Origin of the sequence: Rhodoferax sp. (genome assembly GCF_018780565.1) — a bacterium.
Classification (GTDB): Bacteria; Pseudomonadota; Gammaproteobacteria; order Burkholderiales; family Burkholderiaceae_C; genus Rhodoferax.
In genome coordinates this window covers 269,840-284,425 of record NZ_JADMJN010000010.1, presented here as the reverse complement: position 1 = coordinate 284,425, position 14,586 = coordinate 269,840, and the positions used below count along the sequence as shown (strand labels likewise).

Sequence of the window (14,586 nt, the reverse complement as noted above, 5' to 3'; positions counted from 1 at the left end):
CCTTCGGCCATGCGTTTGACGCGACATTGCCCGCCGTGCCATGTCGCCCAACGTATCCCCTCCGCATGTCAGTGAGTCCTGGTTAGGCGAGACCGACATCTGGCTGCTGGCGCAAGGCCAGCACCTGAGGCCGTGGGAAAAGTTGGGTGCCCATCCCTGCACGCAAGGGACGCAGGCCGGTACCGTGTTTGCGGTGTGGGCACCGAACGCCCGGCGCGTTTCCGTGGTGGGGGATTTCAATCACTGGGATGCGCAACAGCATGTGATGCAGCGCCACGCCCATTACGGCGCCTGGGAACTTTTTGTGCCGGGCGTTCTGGAGGGGGCCCTGTACAAGTTTGCGGTGCAGGGGCCCGACGGCATTCAGATTTTCAAGGCCGACCCCTATGCCTTGCGCACCGAGCGCGGTTCGGGCCACGCCTGCATGGTGATGCAATTGCCCGAACCGGTGGTGCTGCCACCCGGGCGCCGGGCGCATGCCAATGCCTTGAATGCACCCATGGCTATCTACGAGGTGCACGCGGGGTCCTGGCGGCGCCCGGACGGTCAACTGCCGGATTGGGATTACCTGGCGCATGCGCTGGTGCCTTATGTGGCCGATCTGGGCTTCACGCATTTGGAGCTGATGCCGGTGAGCGAGCATCCGTTCTACGGCTCCTGGGGCTACCAGCCCACGGGCCTGTATGCGCCAACTGCGCGCTATGGCTCGCCGCAGGCTTTTCGCAACTTTGTCGCCGCTGCGCACGCGGCCGGCTTGCTGGTCCTGCTGGACTGGGTGCCGGCCCATTTTCCGGCCGATGCGCACGCGCTGGCGCGCTTCGATGGTACGGCCCTGTTTGAACATGCCGATCCGCGCGAGGGTGTCCATCGTGACTGGAACACGCTGATCTACAACTATGGCCGCAATGAAGTTCGCAACTTCCTGGTGGGCAATGCCCTGTTCTGGATCGAGCGCTATGGTGTGGATGGTTTGCGGGTGGATGCAGTGGCCTCGATGCTGTACCGCGACTACAGCCGCCCTGAAGGTGAGTGGGTCCCCAACCGCGATGGGGGGCGCGAGAACTATGAGGCGATTGCCTTCCTGCGGGAGGTCAATCGCGTGCTGGGGCTGGAGGCGCCCGGTGCGATCACGCTGGCCGAGGAATCGACGGCCTACTCGGGTGTGACGGCGCCGCCCTGGCATGGCGGGTTGGGTTTTCACTACAAATGGAACCTGGGGTGGATGCACGACACGCTGGCGTATTTTGCGGAGGATCCGGTCCATCGCTCCCATCACCACGAACGCATCAGCTTCGCCATGATGTATGCGTACAGCGAGCATTTTGTGCTGGCGCTGTCGCACGACGAAGTGGTGCATGGCAAGGGCTCGCTGTACGCCAAGATGTGGGGCGACCCTTGGCAAAAGCGGGCCAATCTGCGCACGCTGTATGCCTTGATGTACGCCCATCCCGGCAGGAAGCTGCTTTTCATGGGCAGTGAGCTGGCGCAGATCCGCGAATGGAACCACGACGTGGCGCTCGACTGGGCTCTGCTGGACAATCCCGACCATGTGGGTGTGCACCGGTTGGTGCGCGACCTCAATCACCTCTATCGGCGTTGTGGGGCCTTGCACGCTTGCGACGACCAGCCGGCAGGATTTTCGTGGATTGACGTGGAGGACCGGGCGCAATCGGTGTTCAGCTTTGTGCGCAGCAGCCCGGGACATGGACAACACATTGCGGTGGTTTGCAACATGACGCCGGTGGTACGGCATGGCTATCGCATGGGGGTACCGCAGGGGGGTATCTGGAACGAGGTGCTGAACACGGATGCGGCCTACTACGGTGGCAGTGATGTCGGGAATGCCGGCGCAGTGTCGTCCGAGCCGGTACCCAGCCATGGGCACGCCCAGTCTGTGGTGTTGAGCCTGCCGCCGCTGGGCACGCTGTGGTTGGGGCAGGGGGTGGCAGGGTGAATCCAGCGAACCCGTCAACACCACGCCTGTCCTGTGAGCCAGGGCAGCCTTGGCCCATGGGCGCCAGTTGCGTAACGCTGGCAGGGTCTCAGGGTGTGAATTTTGCGGTTTACTCGCGTCATGCCGAGCGCCTGGAGGTATGCCTTTATGACGCGCGGGGTGAAGGGGAGATCGCCCGATTTACCCTGCCTGTGTGCACCAATGGCATCTGGCATGGCTTTGTGGCCGGCCTGGCCGAGGGGCAACTCTACGGCCTGCGCGCGCACGGCCCCTACCAGCCGGAGCAGGGTCACCGCTTCAATCCGGCGAAACTGCTGATCGACCCTTTCGCCCGTGATTTGGTGGGTTCGACAGTGGGTTTGGCCATGGAGCGGGGCTACCGGCCGCCTGAGGACGGTGCCGTGCCAACGCTTGCGCTGGACGCTCTGCCGGACCCCGGCGACAACGCGGCGCGTATTCCCAAAGCGCGGGTGCTGGACCTGGAGGCGCAGTTGCAGGCCGGTGCGGCCATGACGCCGCGTCCGCAGCGGCCAGCAGCGCATATGGTTTTGTACGAGGCACACGTCAAGGGGCTCACGCAACGCCATCCCGAGGTGCCCGAGGCCTTGCGCGGGAGCTACGCCGGCCTGGTCAGCGAACCCATGCTGGCGCATTACCGGCGGCTGGGCATCACAACCTTGTGCCTGCTTCCGGTGCACCTGCATATTTCCGAGGCGCATTTGCTCCAGAAAGGCCTGAGCAACTATTGGGGCTACAACACGCTGGGGTTCTTCATTCCTGAACCGAGCTACGCCAGCGGGCAATACCGAGATGTGCGGACCGAGTTCCGGTACATGGTGGATCAGTTGCACAGACACGGGCTGGAGGTGGTGCTGGATGTGGTCTACAACCACAGCGCAGAGAGCGATGGCCTGGGCCCCACCCTGAGCTGGCGAGGGCTGGACAACGCCAGTTGGTATGCGCTGGATGCCCATGGCACCTACCTGAATCACAGTGGCTGTGGCAACAGCCTCAACCTGGCGCAGCCGCACGCGGTGCAGTGGGTGATGGACAGCTTGCGCTGGTGGGTGCAGGCCTTTGGTGTGGATGGTTTCCGGTTCGATCTGGCCACGGCCCTGGGGCGCGATCCCGAGCACCAGTACAGCTTTCACCCGCTGGCCGGCTTGCTGACCGCCATCACCCAGGATCCTTTGCTGGGCCGCGTCAAACTCATTGCCGAGCCTTGGGATGTGGGGCCGGATGGCTACAAGCTCGGCCAGTTTCCGCCTGGCTGGCATGAATGGAACGACCGTTTCCGCGATACCAGCCGTGCGTTCTGGCTGGGCTTTGACTGCACTTGCGGCGACTTCGCGCGTCGGCTCACCGGGTCCAGTGATCTGTTTGATCACGCCGGGCGCAATCCACTGGCCAGCGTCAATCTGATCACAGCGCATGACGGCATGACCCTGGCGGACCTGACCGCCTACCGGCGCAAGCACAACCAGCCCAATGGCGAAGACAATCGCGACGGCCAGCAAAACAACCACAGCACCAACGCAGGGGTGGAAGGGCCGACGCACGACGCGGCGGTGCTGGCTGTGCGCGGGCAGTGGCGGCGTGCTTTGCTGGCGACCCTGTTTTGTGCGCAGGGTGTGCCACAGTTGCTGGCCGGAGACGAACTCGGGCACTCTCAAAGCGGAAACAACAACGCCTATTGCCAGGACAACGAGACCAGCTGGCTGGACTGGCAGGACGCAGACCCGGGCCTGATCGACTTTGTGGCGAACCTGATTCACCTGCGCCAGACCCATGTGGCATTGCGCCATGCCCGCTGGTTTACCGGCCAGCTGCCGCGCTGGCCCCTGCTTCCTGATGCACCGGCCGACGTGGCGTGGGATACCTTGGGTCAAGGCGCTGACATCGCCTGGCGCAAACCCGACGGCAGTGCCTTGACCGCCACCGATTGGGAAGACCCGCAGGCCCGCAGCTTTGGCTGCCTGATCGAGCTGGCAGAGCACGGTCAGACACCAACGCAGCGCTGGTTGTTGATGTTCCATGCCGGCGCAGAGCCGGCACAGTTTGCATTGCCTGCGGGGCGTTGGCTGCATGTGCTCGACAGTGCTGCGGCTCTGGTGCTGGACCCGTCGCAATGGGGCGGCGCAAAAACCAGTGTTGACGACGTTGCGCTGCCACCGCGCTCGGTGTTCGCCATGGTGCAAAAGCTGGGTTCACCCACTTGATCGCACAAGCCATGAGTCCGGCGGTCTCCCCCCTTCTTTCCCAGCGGACCAGCGGCGTGCTTCTGCACATCACCTCACTTCCGGGGCCTCATGGTTCGGGCGACCTGGGCGCGGAGGCCTACCATTTTGTGGACTGGCTGGTATCCGCCGGGCAGCGCTTGTGGCAAATATTGCCACTCTCCCCGGTGGGCTCGGGTAACTCGCCCTACAACAGCCCATCAACCTTTGCCGGTAACCCGCTGATGGTGGACCTGGAGGATTTGATTCGTCACGGCTGGCTGTCGGACCGGCCGGACAACTGGTTTGCTCCCGGGCATTGTGACTACGAGCGGGTTGCGTCCTACCGCATGGGGTGCTTGCGGGAAGCCTGGCAAGGGTTTGGGGAGCAGGCGCAGCCCTCCGAGTGGCTGGAGTTTGAAAGCTTTCGTGCACAGCAGGCGCACTGGCTGGAAGGCTATGCCCTGTTCATGGCCCTGGAGGCACGCCATGGCAAGCCATGGACCGAGTGGCCCCAGGCACTGCGCCAGCGTGAGCCGGGTGCCATCGCACGGGCCACGATGCAGCTTGCCGATGACTTGGGGTTTTTTGGTTTCATCCAGTGGCGGTTCAGCCTGCAATGGCGGTGCCTGCGCGAGTATGCCCATGCGCACGGTATCTACATTGTGGGAGACGCGCCGATTTTCGTGGCGCATCACAGTGCTGACGTGTGGGTCAATGCGCAGCAATACCACCTGGACCCAGACGGTGCGCCCACGGTGGTCGCGGGTGTGCCGCCGGATTACTTCAGCGTGACCGGTCAGCGCTGGGGCAACCCCCTGTACCGTTGGGACGTCATGGCAGCGGATGGCTTTGCCTGGTGGAAGGCCCGGCTGGGCCGGCTTCTGGACTGGGTGGATGTGGTGCGGCTCGATCACTTTCGCGGCTTCGAGTCCTATTGGGAGATCCCGGCCAGCGAGCCCACTGCGGCCGCGGGGTGCTGGCGCCCGGGACCCGGCAAGGCATTGTTTGATGCCCTTGGCGAAGCCTTTGACGCGTCGGCAGGTTTCTCGCTGCCCATCATTGCCGAAGACCTCGGCATCATCACCGACGGGGTCACTGCCTTGCGCAAAGCCTGTGGCTTCCCCGGGATGTGTGTGATGCAATTCGCATTCGGCGACAGCCCTGCCAACCCCTACCTGCCGCACAATTTTGAGGCGCAAACGGTGGCCTACACCGGCACGCATGACAACGACACAAGCCTGGGCTGGTGGCAGACGGCCAGCGCCGTGGAGCGGCATGGCGCCCGCTGCTACCTCGGACCGCAGGTGGATGCCGAGGTTCACTGGGCCATGATGCAGTCGCTGTCGCAATCGCAGGCCCGCACCGTGATATTTCCATTTCAGGACGTGCTGGGTCTGGATGGCGCCCACCGCATGAACACGCCCGGCGTGTCGCAGGGATGTTGGGAGTGGCGTTTTGACTGGCACCAGGTGGATGCTGGACCGGCCAAACGCCTTGCGGAACTCACCCACGCACACGGACGCAATCTGGCCCCGACCACTGAACTACTGAAAGGTGTCATATGAAAAAGAGTGATCTTCACCAACCGGTTCGCCAGACCATCGCGCTGGTTCTGGCGGGTGGTCGAGGGTCACGGCTGCATGCCTTGACGGAACACTGCGCCAAACCGGCTGTGCATTTTGGCGGCAAATTCAGGATCATCGATTTTGTGCTGTCCAACTGCCTGAATTCGGGCGTGCACCGGATCGGCGTGTTGACACAATACAAATCGCACAGCCTTCTGCGCCACCTGCAGCATGGGTGGTCGTTCCTGCGCAACGAGTTCAATGAGTTTATTGACCTGCTACCCGCACAGCAGCGCGTTGATGAAGACGCCTGGTACCGCGGTACCGCCGATGCGGTCTACCAGAACCTTGACATCCTGCGAGAACACCGCCCCGGCTACATCCTGGTTCTGGCCGGGGATCATGTCTACAAGATGGACTACGCCATGCTGATTGAAGACCATGTGGCGCAGGGCGGGCAATGCACGGTGGCCTGCATTGAGGTGCCGCTGGCGCAGGCCACGGCCTTCGGTGTCATGAGTGCAGATGAGACGGGTCGCATCACCCGCTTCGAGGAAAAGCCTGCCTGCCCCCAGCCCATGGCACAGCGGCCCGGCTGGGCGCTGGCCAGCATGGGCGTCTATGTGTTTGATGCCGAGTATCTGTTTGAGGCATTGAAGGCCGACATCAGCGACCCGCGATCAAGCCACGATTTTGGCAAGGACCTGATTCCCGCCATGGTATCCCGCGGCGAGGCCATGGCCCATCCGTTCACCTTGTCATGTGTCAAGACCAGTCCCGAAGCACCTTCGTACTGGCGCGATGTCGGCACGGTGGATGCCTATTGGTCAACCAACATTGACCTGACCGCAACCATTCCCGAACTCGATCTGTACGACCAGGCTTGGCCGATCTGGACCTACCAGGACACTTTGCCGCCAGCCAAGTTTGTCTTTGACGACGATGGGCGGCGCGGCATGGCGGTGGACTCGCTGGTGGCGGGCGGTTGCATTGTGTCGGGGTCGGTGGTGCGGCGATCCGTGGTGTTTACGGGGGTTCACATCCAGTCATTCAGCACCATTGAAGAAGCCGTCATCCTGCCTGGTGCGGACATCGGGCAGCACTGCACCCTGCACAAGGTTGTGATCGACGAGGGCTGCCGCATTCCCGATGGCATGGTGATCGGCTTCGACGCGGAGGCCGATGCCCGGCGCTTCTACCGCAGTCCGGCAGGCGTTGTGCTGGTGACCAACAGCATGCTGGCGGCCCTGGGTGGAAGCCTGCAATGAAGATTTTGTACGTTTGCTCCGAGCTGTTCCCCTTTCTCAAAACAGGTGGTCTGGCCGATGTCAGCTCCGGCTTGTCGCGTGCTTTGCAGGCGTTGGGCTGCGACGTGCGCTTTGCCATGCCGGCCTTTCCCTCGCTGGCGGGCGCGGCCACTGTCACGCGGTCTATCGGTCTGCTGCCCAGTGGCTCCACGCCGTGGGGACAAGCCCCTGTTTTGCCTGCGGTTGATGTGGCACTGACCACCCTGCCGGGATGCGATGTTCCGCTGTACATGGTTCGTGCAGCGTCGCTCTACGCAAGACCCGGCAATCCTTACCTGGGGCCCGATGGCAAGGACTGGGACGACAATGCGCAGCGCTTCGCGGCACTGGGCTGGGCTGCTGCCAACATCGGTCAGGGCCTGGACCCCGACTGGATACCGGATGTGATCCATGGCCACGACTGGCATGCTGGCCTGGCCCCGGCCTACATGCGCGCTTTTGCCGATGCGGGACGCATCACACCCGCAACTGTTTTCACCATCCACAACCTGGCGTACCAGGGGCTTTTCCCGGCATCGGCCTTTGCGCAGCTGGGTCTGCCTGAAAGCTTTTTCTCCATGAACGGCCTGGAGTATTACGGTCAGGTCTCGTTCATGAAAGCGGCGCTGCAATACGCCGATCGCATCACCACCGTCAGTCCGACCTATGCGCGTGAAATCCTCACCGGGGAACAGGGCCTGGGACTGGATGGCCTGCTGCGTGAGCGTGCCGGTGTGCTGTCCGGCATTCTCAATGGTGTGGACTACCAGGTCTGGAGCCCCGCCTCGGATGCGCTGTTGTCCGTGCCCTACGACGCGGACCAACTGACCCAGAAGTCATGCGCCAGGCAAGCGCTGCGCGAGCGTTTCGGTCTGGCACCGCAGCCGCACGCGCTGGTGTTTGGTGTGGTGAGCCGTTTGAGTGCCCAAAAAGGCCTGCATTTGTTGCCCTTGGTGCTGGAAGAGCTGCTGCAGCTTGGTGGACAAATTGCGCTGTTGGGTCAGGGTGAGCCCGAACTGGAGCGGGCATTTCTGGAAGCCGCAGCACGCTACCCCGGCCAGGTTGGTGTGCACATCGGCTACGACGAGGGCAGCGCCCATGCCGTCGTGGCCGGTGCCGACGTGATTCTGGTGCCTTCGGCATTTGAGCCCTGTGGCTTGACCCAGCTTTACGGCCTGCGCTATGGCACCTTGCCACTGGTGCGCCGTGTTGGTGGGCTGGCCGATACGGTGGTCGATTGCACGCCGGAAAATCTGCATGCAGGCATTGCCACCGGCTTTGTATTTGACGAGCTCAGCAGGGACGGCCTGCTGGGAGCCCTGCAACGTGCCTTCACCCTGTTCCAGCGCCCTCGAAGCTGGGCGGCCGTGCAGCGCACGGCGATGGCCTTGCGATTTGACTGGCACGCTTCTGCGCAGCACTATCTTGACTTGTATCAGTCGTTAAGAGCAGACAAAAATTCGCCTGAAAGCGTATAGTTTCATCAGGAGTGATCATGCCTTCGACTCTTGTTTTTCAGTACGACAAACCCGTCAACACTGTGGAGGCGCTGCGCCGGGCCATCTCGAATCGCTTGGTGTACCAGGTCGGCAAAGACCTGCGCTCCGCGACCCAACGCGATTGGTTGTTCGCGGTGTTCAGCGCCGTGCGGGACCGCATCATGGACAGCTGGCGCGAGTCGCTGGCCCAGGCGGAAGATCAGGATGCCAAGCGGGTGTACTACCTGTCCATGGAGTACCTCACGGGGCGGGCCCTGACCAATGCCATCTTGGCGGTGGATATTTACGAGCCCGTCAAGCAGGCGTGCGCCTTGCTGGGCGCCGACTTCGATGCGCTGGTGGACCTGGAGCCCGACGCGGGTCTGGGCAACGGCGGTCTGGGTCGCCTGGCGGCCTGCTTTCTGGATTCCATGGCCTCGGTTGGCTTGCCCGGTATCGGGTACGGCATACGCTATGAATACGGCATGTTTGCCCAGCGCATCGAGCATGGGCAGCAGGTGGAAGAGCCCGACTACTGGCTGGTCAACGGCTACCCTTGGGAATTCATGCGCCCCGAATTCAGCTACACCGTTCGTTTTGGCGGGCGCCTGCTGCCACAGAATGGGCAATCGGAGTGGGTGGATACCGAGGACGTGATCGCCACCGCCTACGACAGTGGCGTGCCGGGACACGCGATGCGAAGTGTGGTCACCATGCGCCTGTGGTCGGCTCGGGCCAGCGGCGGGGTCAATCTGGACGCCTTCAACCGGGGTGACTACATTCAGGCGGTCGAGGCCAAGAACCTGTCAGAGAACGTGTCGCGCGTCCTTTATCCGGACGACCGCACTGAGCACGGACGCGAATTGCGCCTGCGCCAGGAATACTTTTTTGTCAGCGCATCCCTGCAGGACATCCTGCGCCGCCATCTCAAGACGCACAGCGGGTTTGATCAGCTGGCGGACAAGGTTGCCATCCATCTGAATGACACCCATCCGGCCTTGGCCGTGCCCGAGTTGATGCGACTGCTGCTGTATGTGCATCACCTCGACTGGGACACGGCCTGGGGCATGTGCCAGCGTATCTTCTCCTATACCAATCACACTCTGATGGAGGAGGCGCTGGAAACCTGGTCGGTGGAATTGCTGGGCCGGATTCTGCCGCGGCACATGGGGCTGATCTACGACATCAATGCCCGTTTTCTGGCCGAAGTGCATGACCGTTTCCCGTCGGACAATGCGCTCTTGCGGCGCATTTCACTGATCGAGGAGCGGGGCGTGCGCCGGGTGCGCATGGCGCATCTGTCGGTGCTGGCCAGCCACCGGGTCAATGGTGTCTCGGCCTTGCACAGCAAACTGATGGTGGAGACGATTTTTTCCGATTTTGCGCGGATGTTCCCGGATCGCTTCTGCAACAAGACCAATGGCATTACCCCGCGTCGCTGGCTGTCCCTGGCCAATCGCCCTCTCTCGGCCTTGATCGACAGCCGCATCGGCCCCGATTGGCGTGGCGACCTGGACCAACTGGCGCAACTGCGCGAGTTTGCCGACGACCCCGAGTTTCAAAATGCTTTCCGACTCGCCAAGCAACAGAACAAACGCCGGCTGGCCGACCTGATCGCACGCAGTCCAGGCGTCATCGTCGATCCGGAAAGCCTGTTTGATGTGCAGGTCAAACGCATGCACGAGTACAAGCGCCAGCTGCTCAATGTGCTGCATGTCATCACGCGCTACCACCGGATACTGGCGCAGCCACGTGCCAACTGGGTGCCCCGCACAGTCATCTTCGCGGGCAAGGCCGCCTCGGCCTACTACATGGCCAAACTGGTCATCCGCCTGATCAATGACGTGGCGCGGGTGATCAACAACGATGCGCGCATTGGCGGCCAGCTCCGGGTTGTGTTCATCCCCAACTACCGCGTGTCGCTGGCGGAGGTCATCATCCCCGCTGCCAACCTGTCCGAGCAGATATCCACGGCGGGGACCGAGGCTTCTGGCACGGGCAACATGAAGCTTGCGCTCAACGGTGCCCTGACCATCGGCACCTGGGATGGCGCCAACATTGAAATTGCCGACAACGTGGGTCTGGACAACATCTTCATCTTCGGCAACCGAGCGGAGAAAGTGACCGAGCTTCGCGGCTATGGTTACCAGCCGCGCGCCATCTACGACGGCAACTTTGATCTCAAATACGCCATAGACCGGATCGCCGAGGGCGCGTTCTCGCCGGACGAGCCTGATCGCTACCGGGATATCGTCAACTCCCTGCTGGAGTCAGACCATTACCAGTTGCTGGCAGACTACGCCGATTACGCGGCGTGTCAGGACAAAGTGGATGAACTTTACCGGCGGCCTGCGGCCTGGACGCGCAGTGCCATCCTCAATGTGGCGGGCATGGGCGCGTTTTCTTCTGACCGCACGATTCGGGAGTACGCCAGCGAAATCTGGGGCGTACAAGCGCTTTCGTTTACTTAACTTTACCGCCGCTTCAAGCGTGTGATGGGGCCGAGCCTTAGACTGCACCCATGAGCCAACACCTGCTGATGATTGAAGACGACACCCGCCTGGCCCAGATGGTCAGCGAGTACCTGGGCCAGTCCGGGTTTGTGCTTGCCCATGCTGGCGATGCCCAAACCGGCCTGAGCGCCTTGCAGTCCTCCCCGGCGGATCTGGTCATCCTGGATTTGATGCTGCCCGATATGGATGGGCTGGAGGTTTGCCGCCGCATCCGGGCTCTGCCTGGCGCCCTGGCGCAGACCCCCGTCCTGATGCTGACGGCCAAGGGCGATCCCATGGATCGCATCATCGGTCTGGAAATCGGCGCTGACGATTACCTGCCCAAGCCGTTTGAGCCACGCGAGCTGCTCGCGCGTATCCGTGCCATTCTGCGCCGCCGCATCGAGGGGGCGCCCCAAGCCGGCCGCCAGTTGCGCTTTGGCTCACTGGAGATTGACCGCGATGCGCGGACTGTGAGCGTAGGGCCGCAAGCCTGCGACCTGACCTCTTACCAGTTTGATCTGCTCGTGGCTTTGGCCGAGCGCGCGGGCCGGGTGCTCACACGGGACCAGATCATGGAAGCCGTTCGGGGACGGGAGCTTGACGCGTTCGATCGTTCCATCGACGTGCACATGGGCCGTATCCGTGCCGAGATTGAAGTCGACGCCAAATCCCCCAAGCGCATTCTCACGGTACGGGGGGTGGGCTATGTGTTTGCCCGCCAGCAAGACTGAACATGTTTTTCAAGAAACTTTATGTGCGCATCTGGCTGGCCGTGGTGCTGGCCGTGGCGTTGTCCACGTTTCTGGTGGGCTGGATCTCGCGCATGACGGCCGAGCCGCCCCTGCGTGAAGTGGTCGTGCGCAATGCAACCGGGGAAATCATTGGCCAAGGGCGGGTGCGCAGCCGCCGGGCGCAGGGCGATGAGGCGGCCAGTCGCCCCCCCGCTGAGATGGAAAACGCGCCACCTGGGTTCGGTCCCCGTGGCCAGTTTGGAACCGGGCCGGAGTTCTTCGTGCGGCTTAACGACGGGCAAACCCTGCACATGCATTTGCCGCGCCCGCCCCAGTCGCCCTGGAGCCGGTTTTTCTGGATGGTGGCTTTGGTTGGCGTAGCGGTGGCGCTGGTCACTTACCCGATGGTTCGCAAACTCACGCGCCGCCTGGAACTGCTGCAGGATGGTGTGGAAAAATGGGGCGAGGGCGACTTGTCCATCCGGGTGCCCGAAGGCGGCCAGGATGAGGTTGCGTTTTTGGCCACCCGCTTCAACCACGCCGCTCAACGCATAGAGACCCTGGTGAAGGCGCAGGAGGGCTTGCTGGCGTCGCAAAAGTCCCTGCTCGCCAATGCGTCGCATGAGCTGCGCTCGCCGCTGACCCGCATCCGCATGGGGCTGGAGTTGATGGATGCATCCTCTTCTGTGGCGGCCAGAAATGAAATCTCACGCAACATCACCGAACTGGATGAACTGATTGGCGAGATCCTGCTGGCCAGTCGGCTTGACGCCCGCGAGGCCGACCTTGGCACCGTAGAGTCGGTCGACCTGATTGGTCTGGCCGCAGAGGAGTGTGCGCGGGTCGATGCGGAGCTGGAAGTTAAGGGGTCTGGGAATGCGCATGCACCGGGTGTGACGGGTGATCTGTCCTCCCTGCCTGTGCAGGGTGTGACCAAGTTGCTGCGCCGTGTGGTGCGCAACCTGCTGGAGAATGCGCGCCGCCATGCCGCAGGCACCATCACCGTCACCTTGAACAAGACCGATGGCTGGGCCGAACTCCGGGTATGTGACCGTGGCCCTGGCGTGCCCGTGGAGCTGCGTGAACGCATTTTTGAGCCCTTTTACCGTCTGCCCGGCGCCACTGAGCGTGATGGCGGCGTGGGCCTGGGCCTGGCCCTGGTGAAATCCATCGCCGTGCGCCACGGCGGCTCTGTGTCTTGCGAGAACCGCGACGGCGGTGGTGCCTGTTTTGTGCTCACATTGCCGCTGGCCTGAGATCTCAAGAACAGCGGCATCCCCTGTTTATGGGGTGGCGTGATTTTGGGCGTGCCGGTAAAGTTCGGTTCACTGCTGTCACAGTGGGCAAGTCAGGTTTTCAACGACGTCCCTTCGGGGACTTTTACAAAGCCACCTTCGGGTGGCTTTTTTTTCGCGCGGCGCAGGTGAGTCACTTCACCCTGGCAAAGGCCACTACTTGATTCTTGCCGAAATGTCTGGCGCATTTTGGGCAAGTGGCGTAGAAAAAGAAGAGCTTGTCCAAGGCCCTGCCCTTTTCTTTGACCCATGTTTCTGTCTGGGAGATCCAGGAGCCAATGTCCCGAAAAGGCCCGGTGAACACTTTGGTCATGAACGTCCCGGACAAATACTCCGTCTGCATATCGGGCACATCGCGGTCTGTCGCCATATAGACGTCGGAACCCCAGGGGGATACTTCGTCAACCAGCCACAAAGGCTCCGGAGCGTAGGCCTGCGCCTGCTCAATGGCGGCGTGGTCACGGGTCATCACCGATCCGAAATTGAGCGGAACGTGTAAAAACTCGCGAATATGGTCCTTGACGAAAGGTTTGTCTTTCCAAACGAATTCCTGCCCCTCCCAGCGTGCTTCGTCCAGCCTCGCGCAGCAACCGGTTTCCTTGTTGTCATAGTTTGTTTCGGCCAGCCTCATGGAACCCTCCCGATGACGAGAAATGAAAAGTCTTCTGAATGCTAAGAAGCTTCGACGGGCCGTCGCTTGATAAATCGCAGAATATGGTTGGCGTGCCTGTCTGCTGCCCAAGGCCCGTTGAAGGGCTCCTGCCACCTGGCCATTTCACTGTCCGGGTCTGCCAGAATACAGAGCAGGCTCAGGTTATCGAGCATTTTTGGCTGGTTTGGGCATTGAGTCAGGCCCCGCAGGGGAGCGTTGGCGCTTTGAGCGCTTTAGCCTGCGGTGAAAGTTGTAGTTCCCACGCCTAGCGCCGCAGTTTCTGGCAGCTCACCGCGGATGAAACTCACGCTAGTCTGATGTGGATCACCAGATCCCCTCAAGACATTCACAAGAAAGGTTTGGTATGGATCAAAGTAGCAATGAAGTCAGTTCTCAAGTTGCTGGCCAGTTTGCGCTCCCATTGCGCGCCACGTTTGGTCTGGGAGATCGCGTACGCAAGAAATCCGGCGCCGCTTGGCAGGGTCAAGTTGTCGGTTGGTACTGCACAAAACTGACCCCTGAAGGCTATGCCGTCGAGTCCGAGTCTCACCCAGGCTCCGTACAAATCTATCCTGTGGCCGCGCTTGAACGCGTGGCCTAACCCTTGAATCGAGAGGACGTGCCCCGGCAAGCCGGCTTCGCGCCCCTTACCTCCAACTACAAGGGCTTCCCCACCTTTGTCAAACGCGCTTCCCTCGTGGTGAATCGCGCAACGATTGACCACGAAACCTGACTCCTTTTCCCCCTCCATACCACTGCATGATCTCTGTCGTTGCCTGTCCGGTGCAATGCATGTGGACGGCGAAACTACAAACGGTCATTGGTGCAATTTCTCTTGCGGACCCAGATGAAAGACGCACGCCAGGGACTTCATTCGTTAGTCGGGGTTCAGTCTGGTCTCCCATACTGCT

11 protein-coding genes are annotated in these 14,586 nt (G+C 61.9%); 10 read left to right on the top strand and 1 reads right to left on the bottom strand.

All coding sequences use genetic code 11. The features are described 5' to 3' along the window. Positions 1 to 40 precede the first annotated feature (40 nt). The 8 genes from glgB to IV109_RS15315 are packed head-to-tail and all read left to right on the top strand — an operon-like array spanning position 41 to position 12,984. Positions 41 to 1,954 (top strand): 1,4-alpha-glucan branching protein GlgB, encoded by a 1,914-nt coding sequence (glgB, locus tag IV109_RS15350; protein WP_296698350.1) that lies wholly within the window; start codon positions 41 to 43, stop codon positions 1,952 to 1,954. After that, the gene (gene glgX / locus IV109_RS15345; protein ID WP_366834243.1) at positions 1,927 to 4,173 is read left to right on the top strand and encodes a glycogen debranching protein GlgX; all 2,247 of its coding nucleotides are present in this window, start codon (positions 1,927 to 1,929) and stop codon (positions 4,171 to 4,173) included. The genes glgB and glgX overlap by 28 nt, the downstream gene beginning before the upstream one ends. An 11-nt stretch (positions 4,174 to 4,184) precedes the next feature. Continuing rightward, on the top strand, positions 4,185 to 5,738 hold the full coding sequence (gene malQ, locus IV109_RS15340; RefSeq protein WP_296698341.1) for a 4-alpha-glucanotransferase: 1,554 nt from the start codon (positions 4,185 to 4,187) through the stop codon (positions 5,736 to 5,738). Then, positions 5,735 to 7,006 carry a glucose-1-phosphate adenylyltransferase gene (gene glgC / locus IV109_RS15335; RefSeq protein WP_296698338.1) on the top strand — a complete coding sequence of 424 codons (1,272 nt, stop codon included), beginning with the start codon at positions 5,735 to 5,737 and terminating at the stop codon, positions 7,004 to 7,006. The genes malQ and glgC overlap by 4 nt, the downstream gene beginning before the upstream one ends. Further along, the gene (gene glgA, locus IV109_RS15330; RefSeq protein ID WP_296698333.1) at positions 7,003 to 8,502 is read left to right on the top strand and encodes a glycogen synthase GlgA; all 1,500 of its coding nucleotides are present in this window, start codon (positions 7,003 to 7,005) and stop codon (positions 8,500 to 8,502) included. Before glgC ends, glgA begins: the two co-directional genes overlap by 4 nt. A 17-nt stretch (positions 8,503 to 8,519) precedes the next feature. After that, positions 8,520 to 10,973 carry a glycogen/starch/alpha-glucan phosphorylase gene (locus IV109_RS15325; protein ID WP_296698330.1) on the top strand — a complete coding sequence of 818 codons (2,454 nt, stop codon included), beginning with the start codon at positions 8,520 to 8,522 and terminating at the stop codon, positions 10,971 to 10,973. A gap of 50 nt (positions 10,974 to 11,023) precedes the next feature. Continuing rightward, positions 11,024 to 11,728, top strand: a complete 705-nt coding sequence (locus tag IV109_RS15320) for a response regulator transcription factor (RefSeq protein WP_296698327.1) — start codon at positions 11,024 to 11,026, stop codon at positions 11,726 to 11,728. 2 nt (positions 11,729 to 11,730) lie between these two features. Beyond that, positions 11,731 to 12,984, top strand: coding sequence for an ATP-binding protein (locus IV109_RS15315; protein ID WP_296698324.1), 1,254 nt, complete (start codon positions 11,731 to 11,733; stop codon positions 12,982 to 12,984). 172 nt (positions 12,985 to 13,156) lie between these two features. Here the strand turns inward: IV109_RS15315 and IV109_RS15310 are convergent, their stop codons facing one another. Then, complete coding sequence (locus IV109_RS15310) at positions 13,157 to 13,654, bottom strand: hydrolase (protein ID WP_296698319.1); 498 nt, start codon at positions 13,652 to 13,654, stop codon at positions 13,157 to 13,159. Positions 13,655 to 14,039: 385 nt separating this feature from the next. Here IV109_RS15310 and dfrB point away from each other — a divergent pair, with 385 nt between their 5' ends. Next, on the top strand, positions 14,040 to 14,276 hold the full coding sequence (gene dfrB / locus IV109_RS15305; RefSeq protein WP_296698315.1) for a trimethoprim-resistant dihydrofolate reductase DfrB: 237 nt from the start codon (positions 14,040 to 14,042) through the stop codon (positions 14,274 to 14,276). Positions 14,277 to 14,279: 3 nt separating this feature from the next. After that, the gene (locus IV109_RS15300; RefSeq protein ID WP_296698308.1) at positions 14,280 to 14,408 is read left to right on the top strand and encodes a hypothetical protein; all 129 of its coding nucleotides are present in this window, start codon (positions 14,280 to 14,282) and stop codon (positions 14,406 to 14,408) included. Positions 14,409 to 14,586 lie beyond the last annotated feature (178 nt).